The organism is Xanthomonas sp. NCPPB 2250, from assembly GCF_056725265.1.
The window spans coordinates 1,017,132-1,038,440 of sequence record NZ_CM161520.1 but is presented as its reverse complement, the minus strand read 5'-3'; the positions used below and the strand labels follow the sequence as shown (position 1 = coordinate 1,038,440).

The 21,309-nt window shown below is 69.1% G+C and carries 21 protein-coding genes and 2 pseudogenes; 13 read left to right on the top strand and 10 right to left on the bottom strand.

The genetic code is table 11. The features are described from left to right. Window positions 1-8 precede the first annotated feature (8 nt). The 3 genes from gfa to AC1PMG_RS04340 form a co-directional block, all read right to left on the bottom strand. Window positions 9-581: an S-(hydroxymethyl)glutathione synthase gene (gfa, locus tag AC1PMG_RS04350; protein WP_043090701.1), complete on the bottom strand. Its 573-nt coding sequence runs from the start codon at window positions 579-581 to the stop codon at window positions 9-11. 70 nt (window positions 582-651) lie between these two features. Further along, window positions 652-1,761: an S-(hydroxymethyl)glutathione dehydrogenase/class III alcohol dehydrogenase gene (locus AC1PMG_RS04345; RefSeq protein WP_017908004.1), complete on the bottom strand. Its 1,110-nt coding sequence runs from the start codon at window positions 1,759-1,761 to the stop codon at window positions 652-654. Window positions 1,762-1,801: 40 nt separating this feature from the next. Then, a complete protein-coding gene (locus tag AC1PMG_RS04340; RefSeq protein WP_342072923.1) occupies window positions 1,802-2,077 on the bottom strand; it encodes a metal/formaldehyde-sensitive transcriptional repressor in 276 nt (91 codons plus the stop codon). A gap of 324 nt (window positions 2,078-2,401) precedes the next feature. Here AC1PMG_RS04340 and AC1PMG_RS04335 point away from each other — a divergent pair, with 324 nt between their 5' ends. The 3 genes and pseudogenes from AC1PMG_RS04335 to AC1PMG_RS04325 all read left to right on the top strand — a co-directional run. After that, window positions 2,402-3,112: a response regulator gene (locus AC1PMG_RS04335; RefSeq protein WP_153750682.1), complete on the top strand. Its 711-nt coding sequence runs from the start codon at window positions 2,402-2,404 to the stop codon at window positions 3,110-3,112. Next, window positions 3,109-3,436, top strand: a pseudogene (locus tag AC1PMG_RS04330) (two-component sensor histidine kinase); the annotation flags it as partial. The gene AC1PMG_RS04335 and the pseudogene AC1PMG_RS04330, both read left to right, overlap by 4 nt. A 224-nt stretch (window positions 3,437-3,660) precedes the next feature. Continuing rightward, a pseudogene (locus AC1PMG_RS04325) lies at window positions 3,661-4,620 on the top strand (ATP-binding protein); the annotation flags it as partial. 37 nt (window positions 4,621-4,657) lie between these two features. On the opposite strand, the gene AC1PMG_RS04320 reads toward AC1PMG_RS04325, so the two are convergent. The 5 genes from AC1PMG_RS04320 to AC1PMG_RS04300 all read right to left on the bottom strand — a co-directional run bounded on the left by AC1PMG_RS04320 (window position 4,658) and on the right by AC1PMG_RS04300 (window position 8,043). After that, on the bottom strand, window positions 4,658-5,041 hold the full coding sequence (locus AC1PMG_RS04320) for a YbjQ family protein (protein ID WP_017912004.1): 384 nt from the start codon (window positions 5,039-5,041) through the stop codon (window positions 4,658-4,660). Window positions 5,042-5,115: 74 nt separating this feature from the next. Next, window positions 5,116-5,373 carry a hypothetical protein gene (locus AC1PMG_RS04315; RefSeq protein WP_481110781.1) on the bottom strand — a complete coding sequence of 86 codons (258 nt, stop codon included), beginning with the start codon at window positions 5,371-5,373 and terminating at the stop codon, window positions 5,116-5,118. 98 nt (window positions 5,374-5,471) lie between these two features. Beyond that, complete coding sequence (locus AC1PMG_RS04310) at window positions 5,472-5,822, bottom strand: hypothetical protein (RefSeq protein ID WP_481110780.1); 351 nt, start codon at window positions 5,820-5,822, stop codon at window positions 5,472-5,474. Window positions 5,823-6,254: 432 nt separating this feature from the next. Next, the gene (locus AC1PMG_RS04305; protein ID WP_481110779.1) at window positions 6,255-6,644 is read right to left on the bottom strand and encodes a hypothetical protein; all 390 of its coding nucleotides are present in this window, start codon (window positions 6,642-6,644) and stop codon (window positions 6,255-6,257) included. Window positions 6,645-6,678: 34 nt separating this feature from the next. Beyond that, the gene (locus tag AC1PMG_RS04300) at window positions 6,679-8,043 is read right to left on the bottom strand and encodes a glutamate--cysteine ligase (protein WP_481110778.1); all 1,365 of its coding nucleotides are present in this window, start codon (window positions 8,041-8,043) and stop codon (window positions 6,679-6,681) included. 222 nt (window positions 8,044-8,265) lie between these two features. On the opposite strand from AC1PMG_RS04300, the gene AC1PMG_RS04295 reads away from it, so the two are divergent. From AC1PMG_RS04295 to AC1PMG_RS04280, 4 genes are all read left to right on the top strand, one after another. Further along, on the top strand, window positions 8,266-8,961 hold the full coding sequence (locus tag AC1PMG_RS04295) for a VIT1/CCC1 transporter family protein (protein WP_152239622.1): 696 nt from the start codon (window positions 8,266-8,268) through the stop codon (window positions 8,959-8,961). Between the two features lie 117 nt (window positions 8,962-9,078). Further along, on the top strand, window positions 9,079-9,537 hold the full coding sequence (locus tag AC1PMG_RS04290; RefSeq protein ID WP_284468795.1) for a VOC family protein: 459 nt from the start codon (window positions 9,079-9,081) through the stop codon (window positions 9,535-9,537). A 374-nt stretch (window positions 9,538-9,911) separates the two neighbouring features. After that, window positions 9,912-10,742: a helix-turn-helix transcriptional regulator gene (locus tag AC1PMG_RS04285; RefSeq protein ID WP_481110777.1), complete on the top strand. Its 831-nt coding sequence runs from the start codon at window positions 9,912-9,914 to the stop codon at window positions 10,740-10,742. A 108-nt stretch (window positions 10,743-10,850) separates the two neighbouring features. After that, a complete protein-coding gene (locus tag AC1PMG_RS04280) occupies window positions 10,851-11,843 on the top strand; it encodes an MBL fold metallo-hydrolase (protein ID WP_481110776.1) in 993 nt (330 codons plus the stop codon). Window positions 11,844-12,125: 282 nt separating this feature from the next. On the opposite strand, the gene yihA is transcribed toward AC1PMG_RS04280, so the two are convergent. Beyond that, window positions 12,126-12,749, bottom strand: a complete 624-nt coding sequence (yihA, locus tag AC1PMG_RS04275) for a ribosome biogenesis GTP-binding protein YihA/YsxC (RefSeq protein WP_342072935.1) — start codon at window positions 12,747-12,749, stop codon at window positions 12,126-12,128. 128 nt (window positions 12,750-12,877) lie between these two features. Here yihA and AC1PMG_RS04270 point away from each other — a divergent pair, with 128 nt between their 5' ends. The 4 genes from AC1PMG_RS04270 (at window position 12,878) to AC1PMG_RS04255 (ending at window position 16,174) form a co-directional block, all read left to right on the top strand. Further along, window positions 12,878-13,699 carry a c-type cytochrome gene (locus AC1PMG_RS04270; protein ID WP_342072936.1) on the top strand — a complete coding sequence of 274 codons (822 nt, stop codon included), beginning with the start codon at window positions 12,878-12,880 and terminating at the stop codon, window positions 13,697-13,699. Window positions 13,700-13,783: 84 nt separating this feature from the next. Further along, window positions 13,784-14,425 (top strand): thiol:disulfide interchange protein DsbA/DsbL, encoded by a 642-nt coding sequence (locus AC1PMG_RS04265; protein ID WP_481110775.1) that lies wholly within the window; start codon window positions 13,784-13,786, stop codon window positions 14,423-14,425. Between the two features lie 104 nt (window positions 14,426-14,529). Then, window positions 14,530-15,381, top strand: a complete 852-nt coding sequence (locus AC1PMG_RS04260; RefSeq protein WP_481110774.1) for a thiol:disulfide interchange protein DsbA/DsbL — start codon at window positions 14,530-14,532, stop codon at window positions 15,379-15,381. Window positions 15,382-15,406: 25 nt separating this feature from the next. Beyond that, window positions 15,407-16,174, top strand: coding sequence for an endonuclease/exonuclease/phosphatase family protein (locus AC1PMG_RS04255; RefSeq protein WP_160961706.1), 768 nt, complete (start codon window positions 15,407-15,409; stop codon window positions 16,172-16,174). A 110-nt stretch (window positions 16,175-16,284) separates the two neighbouring features. Here AC1PMG_RS04255 and AC1PMG_RS04250 read toward each other — a convergent pair whose 3' ends face one another. Then, window positions 16,285-17,442 (bottom strand): ROK family protein, encoded by a 1,158-nt coding sequence (locus tag AC1PMG_RS04250; RefSeq protein WP_481111606.1) that lies wholly within the window; start codon window positions 17,440-17,442, stop codon window positions 16,285-16,287. A gap of 103 nt (window positions 17,443-17,545) precedes the next feature. On the opposite strand from AC1PMG_RS04250, the gene AC1PMG_RS04245 reads away from it, so the two are divergent. Then, entirely contained in the window at window positions 17,546-20,206 is a 2,661-nt protein-coding gene (locus AC1PMG_RS04245) for a TonB-dependent receptor (RefSeq protein WP_481110773.1), read from the top strand. A 10-nt stretch (window positions 20,207-20,216) separates the two neighbouring features. Beyond that, on the top strand, window positions 20,217-21,002 hold the full coding sequence (locus AC1PMG_RS04240; RefSeq protein WP_481110772.1) for a DUF1868 domain-containing protein: 786 nt from the start codon (window positions 20,217-20,219) through the stop codon (window positions 21,000-21,002). Window positions 21,003-21,309: the final 307 nt, after the last annotated feature.

Here is a 21,309-nt window from a genome sequence, read left to right as displayed (position 1 = left end):
AGCGGGCTTCAGTGCAGCACGCCGTTCTTGCGCGCCACGTGGGTGGAGATCGCGTCCATCAGCGGCGGCGACAGGCAGTCGTACGGTTCCAGCTTCAGTTCGCGCAGGCGGTTGCGCACCCCGTCCATCGCCTCCGGACGCGTGCCGCTCTCGATGATCGAAGACACGAAGGCGGCGAACCCGGGCGCCGACCAGCCCTGCTGCGGCGACAGTTCCGTATGCACGAAATCCAGGCCGTAGAACGGATGCTCGGTGTTCTCGATGCGGCCGTACATATGCACGCCGCAGCCGGTGCAGGCGTGACGGCGGATGGTCGCACTCTCGTCCACCACCTTCAGCTTCTCCTCGTGCGCCGTCACCTTGACCTTGTCGCGCGCCACCACCGCCACCACCGAGAAGGTCGCGCCTTTCGGCTTCCAGCACTTGGTACAGCCGCAGGCGTGGTTGTGCGCGGTCTGCGCACCCACTTCCACCACCACCTTGTCGCTGGCGCAATGGCATTCCAGGGTACCGCCCTGGAACTGCTCCGCGCCGGCACGCACGCCGGCATCCACCGACGGATGAATCGTCACAGTACTCATCTTGCCCCCTCCCGGGTTCGTTGCGTCGCTGCAATGCGCGGAAACGGCCGCGCGCCGGACTGACCTGCGGTCAGAAGTGGATGACGGTGCGGATCGACTTGCCCTCGTGCATCAGGTGGAAGGCTTCGTTGATCTCGTCCAGCGGCAGGGTGTGGGTGATGAACGGGTCGAGGTCGATCTCGCCGTGCATCGCCTGCTCGACCATGCCCGGCAGCTGGGTGCGGCCCTTGACCCCGCCGAAGGCGCTGCCGCGCCAGACGCGGCCGGTGACCAGCTGGAACGGACGCGTGCTGATTTCCTGGCCGGCGCCGGCCACGCCGATGATGACGCTCTCGCCCCAGCCCTTGTGGCAGCACTCCAGCGCCGAGCGCATCACGTGCACGTTGCCGATGCACTCGAAACTGAAGTCGACGCCGCCATCGGTCAGCTCGACGATGACTTCCTGGATCGGCTTGGTGTAATCCTTCGGGTTGATGCAGTCGGTGGCGCCCATGCTGCGCGCCAGCTCGAACTTGCCCGGATTGGTGTCGATGGCCAGGATGCGCCCGGCCTTGGCCTGCACCGCGCCCTGGATCACCGCCAGGCCGATGCCGCCGAGGCCGAACACCGCGACGCTGTCGCCTTCCTTCACCTTGGCCGTATTGTGCACCGCACCGATGCCGGTGGTGACGCCGCAGCCGAGCAGGCATACCTTCTCCAGCGGCGCCTCGGGGTTGACCACGGCCAGCGAGATCTCCGGCACCACCGTGTACTCGCTGAAGGTGCTGCAGCCCATGTAGTGGTAGATCGGCTGGCCGTTGTAGGAGAAACGGGTGGTGCCGTCGGGCATCAGGCCCTTGCCCTGGGTGGCGCGCACCGCCTGGCACAGGTTGGTCTTGCCGGACAGGCAGAACTTGCACTTGCGGCACTCGGCCGTGTACAGCGGGATCACGTGGTCACCGACCTTGACGCTGGTCACGCCCTCGCCCACCGCCTCGACGATGCCGCCGCCTTCATGGCCGAGCACCGCCGGGAAAATGCCTTCCGGATCGTCGCCGGACAGCGTGAACGCGTCGGTATGGCACACGCCGGTATGGGTGATGCGCACCAGCACTTCGCCCTGGCGCGGCGGTTCGACATCGATCTCCACGATCTGCAGCGGTTTGCCTGCTTCGAAAGCGACGGCGGCTCGGGACTTCATGCGATTTCTCCTGGCTGACGGAATGGGCGTGGGGTAGGGATCATTTGAGGTAGGAGCGGACCAGCATCGCCATCTCGCGCACGCGCGCGGCGCGCTGCGCCTCGGAGGTGGCGGCATGGCCGAATTCCTCGCGGACGTGCGCCTGCATCACTTCCGACATCAGGCCGTTGACCGCGCCGCGGATGGCGGCGATTTGCTGCAGCACAGCAGCGCAGTCGGTCCCCTCCTCCAGCGCGCGTTCCAACGCTTCGGTCTGACCGCGCAGGCGGCGGATGCGGGCGAGGACGCGCTTCTTTTCGTGCGGGGCGTGCGGCATGTGGCGGGCGCTCGGGAACTATACTGGGGGATAGTATTCCTGCCTTCGAAAAAAGAAAACGCCCGCGCCGCTACGCCCCCATCCTGGCCGGCCCGGCTGCGGCCGGACGCCCCCGCCGCGCGGGTGCCGGCGCATGGCAATGCGTGTCGGCCAAGGACACGAAACCGCCATGTTCGCGCCGCCGCCGCTGCCTATGATGGCCATGCGTTCATGCGCGGGCCCCGGTGCCGGTGGCCACGTCCCTGCCCGCCCCCAGTTCCAGGCAGCCGCGGCCACGTCTAGACTGGGCGAATTCCCGTGTGGCCGCCCTTCAAGATCGTGGACATGAAATCCTTCATTCTGGTCGTCGACGACGATCCGGATCTGCGCCGACTCATCAGCGAGTTCCTGAGCGACCACGGCTATCAGGTGGACACCGCCGAGACCGTGGCGGAGATGCGCCTGCGGATGGCCGAGCGCCAGCCGGACCTGGTGATCCTGGACGTGATGATGCCCGGCGAGGACGGCCTCAGCGCCGCCCGCCAGCTCGCCAGCGAGCGCGGCGCGCCGGCGGTGATCATGCTCAGCGCGCTGGGCAGCGATACCGACCGCATCATCGGCCTGGAAGTGGGCGCCGACGACTACCTGGCCAAGCCGTGCAACCCGCGCGAGCTGCTGGCGCGGGTGCGCGCCCTGCTGCGGCGCAGCCAGGCGGCGACGCTGCCGCCGGAAGCGCGCGGCAACGTCTACGAGTTCGCCGGCTGGCGGCTGGACGTGATCCGCCGCGACCTGCGCGATCCCACCGGCATCTTCATCAATCTCTCGGACGGCGAATTCGCGCTGCTGCGCACCTTCGTCGAGCATCCGCAGCGCGTGCTCAGCCGCGACCAGCTGCTCGACTACGCGCGCGGACGCGATACCGAGGTCTACGACCGCGCCATCGACAGCCAGATCAGCCGCCTGCGCCGCAAGATCAACGAGCGCGTGCAGACCGAACTGATCCGCACCGTGCGCAACGAGGGCTACATGCTGCTGCCGAGCGTCGCCCGCCTGTGAGCGGGCCCTCGCGCGCCCGCCGCGGCGTGCCGATCTTCGCCCGCGCCTTCCTGCTGCTGGTGGTGGCGCTGCTCACCGCGCAGCTGATCGGCATCGCCCTGGTGCTGCGCACGCCGGTCTACGAGATGCCGGTGCACCCGCCGGAGGTGATCGCCCTGCTCAGCACGCGCATGCCGGCCGGCACCCAGACACTCAAGGTGCAGGACACCGCCCATGCGCCGCTGCCGGCGCGCGACCAGGTGCGCGACCGCAACGTGGAACGGTTGATGGCGCACTGGCTGGAAGTCGCGCCGGACCAGGTGCGCTTCTACCGCAACAGCGACGGCCGCCTGGAACGCCTGCGCCTGCGCCTGGGCGAACGCCCGCCGCCGCCGCCGCATGCCATGGCCGCCGACGACGACGTCCCCGCACCCGCGGAGATGTCACCCCCAGCCACCGCGCAGCAACCGCCGCCGCTGGAGCCGCCGCCCGCGCCGGGCGAGGCACCGCGCAATGGCGCCTTCGGCGCGACCATGCGCGCCGTGGGGTGGCGCGAACGCGGCTTCGCCCCGGCAGTACCGCTGCTGGACGGCTTCACCGCGGCACTGCGCCAGCCCGACGGGCACTGGCGCAGCGTGATGTCGCCGCCACGCCGGTTCTCCAACGAATTCAAGACCCAGGTGGTGATGCTGTTCCTGGTCGGCATGCTGGCGATGCTGCCGCTGGCCTGGTGGTTCTCGCGGGCGCTGTCTGCGCCGATCCGGCGCTTCGCCGAGGCCGCCGACCAGCTCGGCCGCAATCCCGACGCGCAGCCGCTGCGGCGCAGCGGCCCCAGCGAGATCGTGCAGGCGGCCGATTCGTTCAATGCGATGCAGGCGCGCCTGAACCGGCTGATCAACGAGCGCACGCACATGGTCGCGGCGATCGCCCACGACCTGCGCACGCCGTTGGCGCGGCTGGCGTTCCGCCTGGAGACCCTGCAGCCGCCGCTGCGCGAGAAGACCATGGCCGACATCGACGAGATGAAGGCGATGATCTCCGCGGCGCTGGACTTCATCCACAACGACAGCCGCCGCGGCACCCGCTCGCCGCTGGATTTCCGCCTGCTGGTGGAAAGCGTGGTCGACGACGCCAGCGACACCGGCGCCGACGTGGTGCTGCTGCTCGGCGACGCCATCACCCTCGACGGCGACCCGCTGTCGCTGCGGCGCATGGTGATGAACCTGGTGGAGAACGCGCTGAAATACGGCAAGCGCGCACGCCTGCAGCTGCGTCACGAGGCCGGCGAATGCGTGCTGTGGATCGACGACGACGGCCCCGGCATCGATCCCGCACAGCGCGAGAAGCTGTTCCTGCCGTTCTTCCGCGGCGAGAACTCGCGCAACCGCGACACCGGCGGCATCGGCCTGGGCCTGTCGGTGGCGCACAGCATCGTGCTGGCGCATGGCGGCCAGATCGCCCTGGACAACCGCGCCGAGGGCGGCCTGCGGGTCAGCGTGCGGCTGCCGTGCCAGGCGGTCGGCGGCTGAGCCGGGCGCGCCGCCGTACCGCCGCACGTCGATCGACTCAGCGCTGGTTCGGCTCGACGACCACGGCCGTGCCGTAACACAGCACCTCGGTCAGGCCGGCCATCAGCTCGGTGGCGTCGTAGCGCACCGCGACGATGGCATTGCCGCCCATCTGCCGCGCGTGCTGCAGCATGTCCCGGTAGGTCTCCAGGCGCGCCTGCTCGCACAGCTCGGTATAGATGGTGATGTTGCCGCCGAACAGCGTCTGCAGCCCGCCCAGGAAATTGCCGACGATGGAGCGCGAGCGCACGGTGATGCCGCGCACGATGCCCAGATTGCGCACGATCCGGTGGCCGGGAAGCTCCAGCGCGGTGGTCACCATCGCATCGTTCAGTGGCGAGACCGCCGCACGCGGCGGCGAGGAATTGTACGGATCGGTCATCGGTGTCCCCTGCTGGCGTGGTCCGTGGCTCCGCGGACCGCGGACCCGGCGCGCACGCACCGAGGCCGGCAGTGTTAGCACCGCATGAAGAACCACGCAATCGCCAGCACCAGGCCGCCGCCCCACAGCAGCAGCATCGCCACGACGCCGGCCAGCACGACCGCCACCCGCCGCCATCGGCGCAGCCCGCGCGAGCGCCGCACCACGTGCACGCACAGCCAGCCGCCCAGCACCACGCCGCTGGCGACCACCGCCCATCCGAGCAGATCGATGAGCGGATCCTTGGGACCGAAGTCGGCGGGGCATTGGCTGGTCGCATGGGCGGATGCCATGCAGCCGAGCGCCGCCATCACGAGCGCAATGCGTTCGAAAAGACGCCGTCGAACGCTTGTGCGCTTTACGACCGCTCGCGAAGACGTGCCTGGTGCCATTACGGCGCGTGCTGGAGGTTGGATTTGCGCAGGCCAAGCCCTTTCCAGAATGCCGGCGGATAGTGCAGATCCGGGCGCCCCACCCATCCCCGCACAAGATCGAGTTCGTAGCCCTCGTCCAGCTTCCGGTACTGGACCGACGCAATGGCGATCTGATCCCAATCACCGGTGAAGGTGAGGTCGGCCAACGACGCGGGATAAGACCCGGTACGCAGCTTGTACAGTTCAACCAACGACACCACCGTCTTGAAATGCTGGTCGCCGAACTTGGCATCGGCCTGCTTCTGCAGACCGCAGGCGGAAACGGCAAAGGCAACGAGCAACACCACACCAACGATCTTCAGTTTCATGCATCCCCCCAATGACGACCTCCCCGGCACCACAAGCGCCTCTCGCTCGGATCGCAATAGCGACGGCATTCCCCCACCACGCATAGTGCGCGCGATACCAGCTTACATTGCGCAACCGGCCGGCCGACTACGACAAAAGCGGGCTTCCCGCCGCCACCCAGTCCTGCAACGACGCCGCAAGCGGCGCGCGCTCTGCCTCGCCAGGGCGCCCAGATCGCAGAGAAAGACGGGATACGCAGGTCCGGCCAACGCAACCAGCACGCCCTGGCCGCCGCTGTCGTCGCCGATCAGCACATGGCCCGGCAGGCAGCGCGCGACCTCGAAGGTCGCATGGCGTTCGGCCAGGTCAGTGACGGCGTACAGCAGCGCTCCATCGACGCGTGGCTGCCCGGCCTGGGACGTGACCAGGGCGCGGATGGGCGGCAGCAAGGTCTAGCGCGAAGGCCATAACCGTCGCCACCATGGCGGCGTTTGCGGCGCTATGGCAACCGCATGTCGCTGCGCCACAGCCTCGGCATGACGCGCCAGCAACAGCGGCAGCGCGGTCGCCCGCCAGAACACCAGGCTGACGTATCCCGAGGACATGCCGCCATGGCTGAGGCGCGGCACGAAGACGGACTCGACAGAGGCGTCGTCCAGCGCCGTGCCGACCAGGCGCGCGAAGGTGTCGGTGAGCAGCGCCTCGCACTGCACGGATGTCGCCGGCAGCGGCACGCCGGCCAGGGTCGACGCCATCTCCTCCCAAAGATACGGATCGCCACGGCCGCCCCATGTGGGCGGCTCATCCTGGAACAGGCCCGCCATGTCCTCGATCGCGGTCATCGTCCTGCTGGCCTGCGGGCGCGCGGCGCTTCGCTCAGTACGCGAACTCGCGGAACACGTGGTCGATGTCACCCTGCCAGGCGCCGTGGTACAGCGCCAGCTTGCGCTCGGCCGCGGTCTCGCCGCCATGCAGGATTTCCACCAGCGGTTCGAGGAAGCGCGATTCGTCCTGGCCGTCGCGGTTCAGGCGCGCGCGCCGGCGCAGGCCGGACAGGGCGATCTTCACCGCCTCGGCAGCCAGATCCTGCACGGTGCCGTTGCGGAACGGCAGCTTCAGCGCCTGCTTCGGCACGCCGTCGCGCAGCGCGTGGCGTTCGACCAGACTGAAATCCTTGACCAGGTCCCAGGCAGCGTCCAGCGCCGCGTCGTCATACAGCAGGCCGACCCAGAACGCCGACAGCGCGCACAACCGGCCCCACGGACCGGCATCGGCACCGCGCATTTCCAGGTACTTCTTCAGGCGCACTTCCGGGAACGCGGTGGTCATGTGGTCGGACCAGTCGCGCAGCGTCGGCAACGCACCGGGCAAGGCCGGCAACTTGCCCTGCAGGAAGTCGCGGAAGCTCTGCCCGCTGGCGTCGATGTAGGTGCCGTCGCGGTAGGAGAAGTACATCGGCACGTCGAGCAGGTAATCGACGTAGCGCTCGTAGCCGAAGCCGTCCTCGAACACGAAGTCGAGCATGCCGGTGCGGTCGGCGTCGGTGTCGGTCCAGATATGCGAGCGGTAGCTGAGGTAGCCGTTGGGCTTGCCCTCGGCGAACGGCGAGTCGGCGAACAGCGCGGTGGCGATCGGCTGCAGCGCCAGCGACACGCGGAACTTCCGGATCATGTCCGCTTCGCTGGCGTAATCCAGGTTGACCTGCACCGTGCAGGTGCGCGTCATCATGTCCAGGCCGAGCGAACCGACCTTTGGCATGTAGTGCTTCATGATCTGGTAGCGGCCCTTGGGCATCCACGGCATCTCGTCGCGGCGCCACTTCGGCTGGAAGCCCATGCCCAGGAAACCCAGGCCCAGTTCGTCGGCGACCTGTTTGACCTCGTTGAGGTGGCTGCCCACTTCGACGCAGGTGTCGTGGATGGTCGGCAGCGGCGCGCCGGACAGTTCCAGCTGACCGGCCGGCTCCAGCGTCACCGAGGCGCCATCGCGCAGCAGGGCGATGGTGTGCCCGGCTTCGCGCACCGGCTCCCAGCCGAAGCGGGTCAGGCCCAGCAGCAGCGCCTCGATGCCGCGCTCGCCGTCGAAGGTCGGCGGCCGCAGGTCGTCCAGCCGGAAGCCGAACTTCTCGTGCTCGGTGCCGATGCGCCACTGCGCTTCGGGTTTTTCTCCGGAGGCAAGCACCTCGACCAGTTCGGCGCGGTCGGTGATCGGCGTCTCGGCAACGTGGCTGGGGCTCGACAAGGGCAGGACTCGCACGGCGGGTGAGGCGATGTGGGGACCATCCCCTGCCATCGCAAGGCCCGCACTATAGCGTGCCGGGGGCGGGGCCCGCGTCGCTACCGGCGGCACTGCAGCATTCCATGGCCGCGCCGCTGACGGCGTCGAGAGTGAGACGCAGCAAGCGATCGCGGCGCCGGCTCGGCTAGGCTGCGGTCTCCTTCCCGCTCCGCCGCAGGCAGCGCCATGCGCCCGACCCACTCCGAACGCCATCGCACCGACCGCGCCGGCTGGCTGCGCGCGGCCGTGCTCGGCGCCAACGACGGCATCCTGTCCGTGGCCGGCCTGGTGGTCGGCGTCGCCAGCAGCGGCGCGTCGGCGGCCACGGTGCTGACCACCGGCATCGCCGGCCTGGTCGCCGGCGCGATGTCGATGGCCGCCGGCGAATACGTGTCGGTGCAATCGCAGGCCGACACCGAGCGCGCCGACCTGGCGCTGGAACGCCGCGAGCTGCACGAGGATCCGCAGAGCGAACTGGACGAACTCACCGCGATCTATCGTCAGCGCGGACTAGAACCCGGCCTCGCCCGCCAGGTCGCCGAGCAGTTGACCGCGCACGATGCGCTGGGCGCGCACGCGCGCGACGAACTCGGCATCACCGAGAGCCTGCGTGCGCGCCCGCTGCAGGCGGCGGCCGCATCGGCGGCCGCTTTCTGCACCGGCGCGGCGCTGCCGATCGTGGCCGCCTGGCTGGCGCCGGACGGCCGGCAATTGTGGGTGACCGGCGCGGCGACCCTGATCGGTCTGTCGCTGACCGGCGCGCTGGCCGCGCGTGCCGGCGGCGCCTCAGGCCTGCGCGGCGCGGTGCGGGTGGTGTTCTGGGGCGCGGCGGCGATGCTCGCCAGCGGTGCGATCGGGCATGTGTTCGGCGTGCATGTCTGAGCGGGCGCGCCCCGTACTGATAGCATCACCGGCATGGCCGGCATGGCCGGCAGCGTTTTCCCCGAAATGCAAGGCAAGCGCACGCCCGTCGTTCAGAACGCAACCTGACCTGGAGTACTGAAAATCAACACTGGCACCTTCGTCGTCGACCACGTGGGATTTTCCGTTTCATCGCTGGAGGAGGCGATCGCGTTCTGGACTGAGGCCATGGGCTTCGAACTTGTCCGCACAGGCGAAATGGGCGGCGATTTCCTGCGCGAGGTAACGGGCGTCGACGATCCTCGTTGCCGCATGGCGCTGGTGGTATCCCCTGCCGGCTTTCCCATCGAGCTGCTGGAATACTCGACAGCCCGCACGTTGGGCAAGACACCCGCAAGCGCTGGCGCGATCGGCGCGGCCCATCTCGCCGTCACCGTGACGGATATCGACATGGCTGTCGCCAGGATCCAGGCGCAGGGATGGCACTTGAAAGGATCGCCGCGGCCTATCGAGGCCGGGCCACGCGTGGGAACCGTCGTTGCCTATGTCAGCGGACCCGACGGGATCACCATCGAGGTCATGCAACCTCCCGGGTAAGAGTGGCTGACACAACGACTGCGCAGCCGCCAGCCGGGCGCGTGCAGTACTCGGAATCCTCGTGTACCACTTGCGCCGGCATGGCGACTGCTCGCGACCTTTTGTTAGCCAGTCCAAAGTCTCATCCGGCATGGCGTCGGGCGCTCCGGTTCTCTCGATCGCCGCTGGCTAAAGTGTGTAATGCACTTTGAGGCGATATGCGTCGCTGTCCGCGGCGCGGACGGCCAACCCGCGGGGAAGCGGCCTGCGTCGCGCCGAGACCGGCAGTTTGCGGGCCGGCACCAGCATCGTCGTGCTGGTCCTGCCGGCTGCGACGGAGCGGCCCGGCGCTTACTCTAAGCGCACGCGCACCGCGCTGCGCTAGCATCACGGCCATGGCCGACACCACTTCCCCCGACGCCTTGCTGCTGGCGCGCCTGGCCAGCCTGGCCGACTGCACGCAGGCCGAGGGCTACGCCTGCATCACCGCGCGCCGCGAGCACGGCGCGCGCTCCGTGGAGATCCCGCAGCCGCACCTGGCGATCCTGCTGCAGGGACGCAAGCAGGTGCGCACCGCGACACAGACCCTGGACTTCGTGCCGGGCGACCTGTTCCTGGTGACGCGGCGCTGCCGCATCGATGTGGTCAACATCCCGGATCCGCACAGCGGCCTGTACCTGAGCGTGCTGGTGCCGCTGTGCGAGGAAGCGCTGAGCGCGGCGCGCGTGCTGTGGAACGAACCGCTGCCCGTCGCCGGCGCGGAGCTCGCACGCCTGCGCGCCGAGGAGTTCGGCAGCACCCTGCTGCAATGGCGGCAGGCGCTGCAGGACGGCCGCTACACCGAGGCGCGGCTGGCGCTGGCGACCCTGGTGCTGGCGCTGTGCCGGCGCGGCCACGGCGGCCTGCTGCTGCCGCCGGCGCCGAGCGTGGCCGCGCAGGTGCGCGACCTGATCGCCGCGCAGCCGCAACGCGACTGGCGTTCGCGCGACATCGAGGAGCGTCTGGGCCTCAGCGGCGCGACCCTGCGCCGGCACCTGGCCGGCGAACGCACCTCGTTGCGCGAGCTGCTCACCGATGCGCGCCTGGCGCACGCGATGCAACTGCTGTACACCACGCGCTGGCCGTTGAAGACGGTCGCCGCGCACGCCGGTTACCGCTCGGTGCGCAGTTTCAGCCAACGCTTCCAGCAGCGCTATGGCCTGGATCCTGCCAGCATCGGCAACTGATACACGCCGGGCATTGAGCGCCGCGCGCAGCGGAATGAGCGAATCGCGCAGCGGCGCCGGCGCAGCATGCCGTTACCGCGGCGCACGCCGCTCTGCCAGGAAATCCCCATGTCCGTGTTCCCGTTGCGCGCGCTGTGCGCGCTGGCCCTGAGCGCCAGCGCGGCGCTGGCGCTGCCGTCCTCCGCCCACGCCGCCGCGCCGGCCAGCGCCCAGACGCAGGTGCCCGGCGTCTATCGCCAGGCGATCGGCCGCTTGCGCGTCACCGCCCTGTTCGACGGCACCGTGGCGCTGTCGCGCGCGGAGCTGGCGAACATTCCGCCGGAGGCAATCGCACGCCTGCTCGACCACCGCTATGTGCCGGAGAACGACAAGGGCCTGCAGACCGCGGTCAACGCCTATCTGATCCAGGACGGCACGCACCTGACCCTGGTCGATACCGGCACCGCGACCTGTTTCGGCCCCGGCCTCGGCCAGGTGCTGGCCAACCTGCGCGCGGCCGGCTACGCGCCCGAGCAGGTCGACGACGTGCTGCTCACCCACGCCCATCCCGATCACCTGTGCGGCCTGCTGGACGCGCAGGGCCAGCCCGCCTATCCCAAGGCGACGGTGTGGCTGAGCGCCGCCGACGCGGCGTACTGGCTGGACCCGGTCAGCGAGGCCGGGGCGCCGCAGGCACTGCGCTTCGCCTTCCCGCTGGCGCGTGCGGCGGTGGCGCCATACCAGGCTGCGCAGCGGCTGCGCCGTTTCCGCCCCGGCGACGCGCTGCCCGGCGGCGCGGTGGCGCTGGATACCCACGGCCACACGCCCGGGCACGTGTCGTACCGCTTCGACGGTGGTGCGGGGCAGCAACTGCTGGTGTGGGGCGATCTGGTGCACTACCACGCGGTGCAGTTCGCGCAGCCGCAGGCGTCGTTCGAGTCCGACAGCGACCGCGATGCGGCGATCGCCGCGCGCAAGCACATGCTGGCGCAGGCTGCGGACCACGGCTGGTGGGTGGCCGGCGCGCACCTGCCGTTCCCGGGACTGGGCCACGTGCGGCGCGAGGGTGAGGCGTTCGCCTGGGTGCCGACCGAATTCTCGCCGTTGCCGGCCGCGCCTTGAGGCCGGTTTTCTAACTTTGGAGCGAAGAACGGCCACTAGCCCCTCTCCCGCCGGGAGAGGGGTTGGGGTGAGGGTCAGGCGCGAAGCGTCTCGCGGAGTTTGAGTGCACTAGGCTCCGCCCGTACCCTCATCCGCCCCTTCGGGGCACCTTCCCCCGAAAAGGGGGCCATGGTCCCGATGGGAGAAGGAACAGCTGTTAGCCCCTCTCCCACCGGGAGAGGAGTTGGGGTGAGGGTACGGCGCGAAGCGTCTCGCGGAGTTTGGCTGCCAGCACCGCCGCGCTCACTCCGCGGCAGTCGGCTCCGTCTCCAGCCCCAGCCAGCGGCCGACGATGCCGCGTGCTTCGTCCACGCCCTGGCGGGTCTCGCCGGAAAAGGTCTGCACACTGACCGTATCGCCGAACGCGCTGGTCAGCTCCTTGCGCACCTGCTGCAGCACCTGCGCCTGCTGACCACGGCCGAGCTTGTCGGCCTTGGTCAGCAGCGCGTGCGCGGGCAGCCCGCGCTGGGCGGCGTAGCCCAGCATCTGCCGGTCGTAGTCCTTCAGCGGATGACGGATGTCCATCACCACCACCAGCCCGCGCAGGGCTTCGCGGGTACGGAAATAAGTGTCGATGAACTTCTGCCAGTGCGCCTGCAGTTCCTGCGGCACCTTGGCGTAGCCGTAACCGGGCAGGTCCACCAGGTAGCGCTCGGGCTGGACCTGGAAGAACACCAGCTGCTGGGTGCGGCCGGGCGTCTTGGACACGCGGGCCAGCGCGTTCTGCCGGGTCAGCGCGTTCAGCGCGCTGGACTTGCCTGCGTTGGAGCGGCCGGCGAACGCCACTTCCCAGCCGCCGTCGTCCGGCAACTGGCGGGCATTGTGGGCGGACAACAGATAGTGGGCACGTTCTAGGATCAGCGACATCCCCCTAGGATCGCACGTCCAGGGCCCCGGGCGGGCTTCGTTGACCGCCGGGCCGCGGCATGCCGATAATCGCGCGAGTGCGGTCGCCGTCCGGCAGCCGCGGGGTCGGGTCATACGGAGCTTCAGCAATGCGCCACGCTCGCGTTCTTGCCTTTGCCGGTCTAGCGGTTTCCGTCGCCGCCGCGGTCGCGTTCGCGCAGACCTCGGTGGTTCCTATTCCCGACCACGCGCCGGTGCGCACCACGCCGCTGGAGGGCGACATCGGCAAGGCCGCCTGGGGCGACCCCAAGGCCGGCCAGGCCAAGGCCGCGGCCTGCGCCGCCTGCCACGGCGCGGACGGCAACCCCGCGATCGCCATGTATCCGCGCATCGCCGGCCAGGTGGAGCGCTACAGCGCGCGGCAGATGGCGCTGATCGCCCACGGCGAGCGCACCAGCGGCGCGGTCGCGGCGATGGTGCCATTCGTGCAGCCACTGAGCGCGCAGGACATGCGCGACATCGGCGCCTATTTCGCCACGCAGAAGGCCGGCGCCGGCATCGCCGACGACGCGGTGATCGCCGACGGTCCCTACGCGGGCATGAAGTTCTACGAGGTCGGCCAGCAGCTGTATCGCGGCGGCGACGCGACCCGCGGCATTCCCGCGTGCATGGCCTGCCACGGCCCGGCCGGCGCCGGCAACCCGGGTCCGGCCTATCCGCATCTGGGCGGCCAGCACGCCGATTACGTGGCGCGGCGCCTGCAGGAATACCAGGCCGGCACCACCCAGGAGCGCGATCCGACGATGTTCAAGATCATGGCGCAGGTGGCCAAGCCGCTGACCGACCAGGAGATCAAGGCGCTGGGCAGCTACCTGCAGGGCCTGCACGACCGTGCCGACGACGCGGCCGCCGCGCAGGCGGCCCCGGCCGCGGCGACGCCACAGCAGCCGGCGCCACCGCAACAATCCTGACCGAGCGCCGCCGCGGCGGCGCCGGCCCGTTCCCCCTCGCGCCGGTCCCGACGACCGGCGTTCGTTTTTGCCATTGGAGATCGCATGAACCGTCTGCCCCGCCTGCTGTTGTGCCTGCTCGCCCTGCTGCCGTTGAGCGCCTGCGCGCAACCCAAGTCCGCCACCGCGGTGGAAGGGGAGGACTACACGCTGATCGCCAATCCCAAGCCGTTCGCGCCGCTGGCCGGCAAGATCGAGGTGGTGGAAGTGTTCGGCTATACCTGCCCGCATTGCGCGCACTTCGAGCCGCTGCTGGAAGAATGGGCGGGCAAGCAGGCCAAGGACGTGCGCCTGACCCTGGTGCCGGCGGCATTCGGCGGCTACTGGGACAACTTCGCCAGCGCCTTCTACGCCGCGCAGCAGTTGGGCGTGCAGAGCCGCAGCCACCGCGCCATGTTCGAGGCCATCCACGACAAGCGCAGCGTGCCGGTGCAGAACGTGGCGCCGGAGGAACTGGCCACGTTCTACGCCGGCTTCGGGGTCACGCCGCAGGCCTTCATCGCCGCCTACCAGAGTCCGCAGGTCGCCGCGCAGGTGAAGGCCGCGCGCGATTTCGCCGTGCGCGCCGACATCTCCGGCACCCCGGCACTGATCGTCAACGGCAAGTACCTGGTCAAGGGCAAGAACTTCGAGGACATGCTGCGCATCGCCGACGCGTTGATCGCCCGCGAGCGCGCAGGCAAGTAATCGGCGTACGGCGCTTCATCCGCGCCATGGCATCATGACGGGGTGGCCGGACCGCGCTTGCGGCGCGTCCGGCATTTGTCCCCATCCTGCTGGAGATGTCGCCGATGAAGACCCGCTTCGCCCTGACCCTGATGGCCCTGCTGCCGATCCTGGTGGCATGCAAGGCCCAGGACGGCACTGCCGACACCGTCGCCCCTGCCTCCGGCACCGCTGCCGCCCCGGCTGCCGCGCCCGCCGCCGGCAACGATGCCGCCGCTGCGCCTGCCGAGACGCCGGCCGCGCCCGCGGCCACCACCGCCGATGCCGCTGCACAGCCTGCCGCCACGGAAGCCGACAACGCCGCCGCCAAGCCGGTCGCCGCCAAGACCCCGAACGGCCCCGAGCCGGTCGCCGGCACCGACTACGTCGACATCGCGGGCGGCCAGCCGTTCCAGCCGACCAACGGCAAGATCGAGGTGGCCGAGATTTTCGGCTACGTCTGCCCGGCCTGCGCGCGCTTCCAGCCGCTGATCGGCCCGTGGAAGGCCGGCCTGCCGTCGGACGTGCGCTTCGTCTATGTGCCGGCGATGTTCGGCGGTACCTGGGACGACTACGCCCGCGCGTTCTACGCCGCCGAGGCGCTGGGCGTGCAGGAGAAGACCCACGAGGCGCTGTACAAGGCGATCCACGTCGACGAGACCCTGAAGGGCGAGCGCGGCCGCGACTCGGTGCAGGACATCGCCAACTTCTACGCCAAGTACGGTGTGGACCCGAAGCAGTTCGCCGACACCATGGGCAGCTTCGCGGTGGCCACCAAGACCAACCGCGCCAAGCAGTTCGCCACCCGCAGCGGCATCACCGGCACGCCGTCGCTGATCATCAACGGCAAGTACCTGGTCAAGGGCAAGAGCTACGACGACATGCTGCGCGTGGCCGATCACCTGATCGCGCGCGAGCGCGCGGCGATGGCCAAGTAAGCCGTCCGCCCCGGGCCGCACCGCCGTGACCGCTCCCGCCACCCGCACCCTGCGCGTGCTGACCGCCAACATCCAGGCCGGTTCCAGCACGCGCCGCTACAGCGACTACGTGACCCGCAGCTGGTCGCACGCGCTGCCGGCCGGGCGCAAGCGCAGCAGCCTGGACGCGATCGCGCAGTTGGCCAGCGACCACGACATCGTCGGCCTGCAGGAAGCAGACCCCGGCAGCCTGCGCTCGGGCTTCACCAACCAGACCCACTACCTGGCCGAGCGCGCCGGCTTCAACTACTGGAGCCACCAGCCGAACCGCCGCGTGGGCGGCGTGGCCTCCAGCGCCAACGGCCTGCTCAGCCGGCTGGAGCCGGTGGAAGTGCAGGACCACGCCCTGCCCGGCCGGCTCGGCGGGCGCGGCGTGTTGCTGGCCAAGTTCGGCAACGGCGCCGAAGGCCTGGCGGTGGCGGTGGCGCATCTGTCGCTGGGCGCCAACTCGCGCGCGGCGCAGCTGGCCTTCATCGCCGAGTTGCTGTCCGATCATCCCAACGTGGTGTTGATGGGCGACTTCAACTGCGTCGCCGACCGCCCGGAAATGCAGTTCCTGTACCAGCGCACCCGGCTGCAACCGCCGGGCTGCGTGGTGCCGACCTTCCCCAGCTGGCGCCCGCAGCGCGCCATCGACCACATCCTGGTCAGCGACGGCCTGCGCTGCAACGAACAGCGCGCGGTGCCCGCCGCCTTCTCCGACCACCTCGCCGTGGCCACCGAGATCGAAGTGCCGCAGCACTTGTTGCGCTGAGGCGCCAACGCGCCACAGTCCGCTCCGCGACGCGAAACCGTCAGCAGCGGCAGCATGCCTGCCAGGCCCAACCCGAAGGGCCGCGGTTGCGCGGGGATGGATGACACACCCTAGAACAGCGTCTCCTTGAACGGCAGCATCGCCGCGCCCAGTACCGTGGCATGCGCTTGGACTTCGCCGACCAGCAGTGTGGGATACGGCGATGCGATGCCACGCCGCGGAGCCGACTCGAACGCAATGCGGGCGATCAGCCTTCGCGCAAGATCGGCAGGCAGGCGCGCACCGAACACGATCACCGGCGGATCGATCAGCGCAATGGTTGCCGCCACCGCCAGCGTCACCGTCGATTGCACGGCATCCAGCCAAGCGTCGATCTGCGGCCACGCCGGGTCGTACTGCTGCAGCATCGCATGCAGGTCCGGCAGCGCGTGACCGTCGGCGACCAGCGCCTCGCGCAGGCTCTCCAGCGTCGGCCGTGCCATGCCGGTGGTGGCCGAAATACGACCCAGTTCGCCAGCATTGCCGTGCGCGCCGCGGCACACGCCGCCGTCGGCGATCACGCCCGCGGCGAATCCGTCGCCGATGTACAGATAGACCAGGTCCGGCGTTCGACGGCCGATCCCATACACCGCCTCCGCCAGAGCCGCGCAATGGGCGTCGTTGTCCATCCAGACCGGCAACTGCAGGCAATCGGCGACGAGCCGGTCCAGTTCGACCTCTACCCAATCCGATGCCAGCGACAGCGGTGGGTTGACGCGCGCGCCCTCGCCGATGCGCGGTCCGGTCATGCTCAGACCAACGCCGAACAGGCGCTGTCGGTCCACAGCAGCGGCCTGTAGCAGTTCCTCCACCATCGCCGGCAACTGCATGCGCACGTCAGCCAACGTGAGCGGGAATGCAGTGAACTGACGCATCCCACGGATCTGCCCGGCGAAGTCGATCAACAGCACCGCGATGCCATCGACCGTCAACGACACGCCGACGCTGTACGCGTAATCCGGCACCAAACGCACCAGGCGACTCGGCTGGCCACGACCGCGACGCAGCGATGGACCCAGTTGCAGCAGGCCGTGCGCGACCAACGGATCAAGGATGCCCTTAGTCCCCGGCACGCTGAGTCCGCTGGCGCGGGGCAGATCGGCACGCTCAAGCTGCCCCGCGCGGCGGACCAAGTCCAGCAGCATGCGCTCGCTGGTCCCGGCGACGTTGCCGTCGCTGCGGCGGCGGTACTGCGGACGGACAGCGGCGTTGGCGAAGAAGCCAGACACGCGAAGCGACAGCGGGGGCTTTGTCATATTTCTTTTAATTAACCAACTTAATTTAATACATCTTCGGCCACCACTCTGGGGCCGCCCAAGACTGGATCGTGCCATGCGTCTGCCGCCGCCTCATCCCCTTTGCGTCTTCCGCTCGCCCGACGCCTCCTCTCCGTCGGTTCTGTCGCTGGCACTTCGCCTGGCGCTGGCCGGCGTCCTGCCGTTGGCATCGCCAGCGTACGCCGATGCGCTGCAGGCCGACGAGGATGCGAAGACCATGGATGCAGTGCAGGTCCGCACCTCGTTCCAATCGCAGAACACGCGCGCCATCGCTACCAAGCAGGGGGCTTCCACCATCGTGGATTCGATCGCCGCCGACAGCATCGGGCAGTTGCCGGACTTCAACGTCGGCGACGCGCTGCGCCGGGTCGCCGGCGTGAGCACGGTGGAGTACCAGGGCGAACCGCGCTATGTGACGGTGCGCGGTCTCAACGGCAACTACAACAGCATGTTGATCGACGGCTTCGCGTTCGCCAGCAACGATATCGGCAGCCGCCAGGCGCTGATGGACGTGCTGCCGGCCAATTTCGTCGATCGCATCGACGTGGTGAAATCGCTATTGCCGGAAAACGACGGCGGCGCGATCGGCGGCGTCACCGATCTGGTCACCGAAAGCGGCTTCGAGCGGCCCGATGGATTGCTCACCGCCGCGGCCAAGGGGGGCGTCAACCTCATGGGACAGCGCTACGGCGGGCGCACGCCGGCCGGCGAAAGCGAACTGAAGTGGAGCAAGCGCTTCGGTCGCAACGACGAATTCGCGTTCCTGGGCGCGGCCAGCGTCTGGCGCCGCGTGATCTCGGTACCACAGGAGGAAAACGGAAGCGGCCTGAACTGGTACAACGCCGACGGTACGCGCTCCGCCATGGCCTATGGCGGCGTCGGCACCGCAGTGCCCAGCGAGCGGCGTTGGTACAACTACGACAACACCCGCGAGCGCCGCGGACTGACCATGCGCCTGGATTGGCAACCGGATGGCCCGCTCAGCGGCCATCTCGCCGGCTATCGCTTCCGTCAGCGCGAGACCTCCGACCGCGACGCCGAGGTCGCGCAGGTGCAGAACAGCGCGCGCCTGGTTCGCACCGGCACCGACAGCGGAACACTGGACAATCTCAATCAGCTTGTCGAACTGGGCCAATTGCGCTGGAAGCGCGGACTGACCGGGCTCAACGGCGAACTGCTGGCCGAACTGCCGGCGCAGTGGCGCGGCGCACTGCGCGCCAGCACCTCGCGCGCCACGGTGGACAACCCGCAGACCTGGGACCGTTTCCAACAAAACCGCTTGGGCTACGCGTTCGATTGGAGCGACAGCCTGCTCGCGTTCACCGCACTGAATCCGGCGCTGGCCGACGACCCGACGCGCTACGCCAACCTCTATCACCAGCAGGAACGCACCCGCTACGCCGAGCGGGTCAGCGATCTGCAATTGGAATTGCGCCGCAACATGGACGAGGACAGTCGTGGATTAGGCGTGGCATGGGGCATGCGACAGGTGCGTACGCACATGCGCACGTCCTTCCAGCGCACCACCTGGAGCGGGCTACCCTACACCCTGGCGGACGTGCTGGGCGATTCGACCTGCGGGCTGGGCTGCAATACGCCGATGCCGACCATCGATCCGGCCCTTGCCGACGCACGCTGGGATGCCGTCGCCGGCCAGGCACGTGGCGTGGTGGACACCGCCGCGCAGAACAGCGGCAGCTACGCCGTGGACGAACAGGTGCGCGCCGGCTTCGCCCAGGCGCAATGGCGTGGCGAGCGCTGGCGCCTGGCCGGCGGCGTGCGCTTGGAACAGACCCGTTTCGGCAGCGACGGACTGCAACTGAGCGGATCGACATGGAGCCCGGTCGGTGCCTTGCGCCGCTATCGCAACTGGTTGCCGTCGCTCGCCGGCCAGTGGCAGACCAGCGCCAACGGCACCCTGCGCTTCGGCGTCTCGCGCTCGATCGGGCGCCCGCGCCTGGACCAGATGGCGCTGAACGGCGGCGTGCTGACACTCAGCAGCACGCCGCCCACGCTCAACCAGGGCAACCCTGACCTGCAACCGCGTCGCGCACTGAATCTGGATCTCGGCCACGACTGGACCTTCGACGATGGCGGCAGCCTGCTGTCGATCGCGCTGTTCCACAAGACCATCCACGATGAAATCTTCCGCTACGGCCAGCTGCAGTCCCTCGACGGCCAGCAGGTGCTGGTCACGCAGCCCCGCAACGTGGACCGGCCAGTACGGCTGCGCGGCCTCGAACTGAGCGCGATCAAGGAACTCGGGCCCTGGCTGCCCGCGCTGAACGGCCTGTCGGTGAGCACCAATGTCACGTTGCTGGACGTGGACTACCCGGTGGTACTGGGCGACGGCAGCCGTACGACGCTGTCGGTGCTGCCGCAGCAGCCCAAGCAGCTGTGGAATCTGGCGCTCAACTATGCGCGGGGTCCGCTGAGCGCCTCGCTGGCCTGGAACCACACCGGTGTGCTGTGGGACGACCGTTACCCCAACTACACCAACCAGCTGGAGTTCTATCGCAACCGATACCAGCAGGCGTTGGACCGCGTCGACCTGAAGCTGGGCTGGGAGGTATCGCCCTCCGTGGCGCTGAGCCTGGACGTGCTGAACCTGACCGGGCAGGGCTACGAGTACCGCATCGGCCGCCAGCAGGAATACGTGCAATCGGCCTGGAAGATGGCGCCGACCGTGATGGTCGGCCTCAACGTCAAACTCTGAGGCAAACCACATGTCGTCGCTTTTCGATACCAGCATCAGCCGTCGCCAGCTGCTCGCCGCGGCCGGCGCGACGGTCGTGGCGTCGGCGCTGCCGGCGCAGACCATCTCGCCACAGCCGCCGGATGTGGGACGCAAGTTCCTCCGCTCACGAAGCCCGCTGCCGTTCCTCGGCAATACGTTCCTGGGCCATCTGCAACAGCAGGGCGATGGCTACCAGAGCTTCGACCGCGTGCTGGACGTCTATCGCGAATTCTCCGAGCACCGCTTCGCCGACAAGTTCGCCTTGCTGCCACCGAGCAGCTATCACGTGACATTGCTGGGTGGGGTCAACGAAATCGACCGCGCTGGTGGGCCATGGCCCAGCGACATGGCGCGCGACGTACCGCTGAGCAACATCCATGCGACCTTCCTGGCACGGCTGCAGCAGCGCGATGTCGCGCCGCTGGGCGCGTGCCGGTTCCTGATCGATCCTGCGGCAGCGAAGACCGGCCACAATGACAATCTGCTGATCCCGTTGCGGCCCGCGGACGCAGCGACCGCGCTGCGGCTGGACGCAGCACGCCGCGGCCTGATGGCACTTATTCGCCTGCAGCGCCCGGACTACGTCGACTACCGGTTCCACATCTCGCTGGCCTATCTGTGCGACACGCTCGATGACGTCGAACATGCCGCCTATCGGAAGGCGGTACGCGACTGGCTGGCGCGGCTCGCCGCGGCCGGACCGATCACCGTGCCGCGCTTCCACTTCTGCACCCTTCAGGACATGTACGCGTTTCGGACGCTGCAAGAGGTGTGAGCCGCCCAGGCGACGGACGACATCGGCGTGCGAAAAGCGCGAGACGTCGCGGGGAGGCAGCGAGCTTATCCGCCCGTGCCATCGGCCCGGCGCATGCGCCTCGTCACCGCGGCCACGGCCAGCGGAGGCGCTGTACGGATCGGTCCTGCGTGGCAACGATGACCGACAATCTCCGCGACAGGACGAACGACGACCGCGCATGCAACAGCGGAGCCAGGATGTCCTGGTCTCCGCCACCGGGGTTCATGCTGCGTGGGCCGGCATGAGGGATTACCGCGCGGCGCGGGATACGCGCCGCAACGTCCGT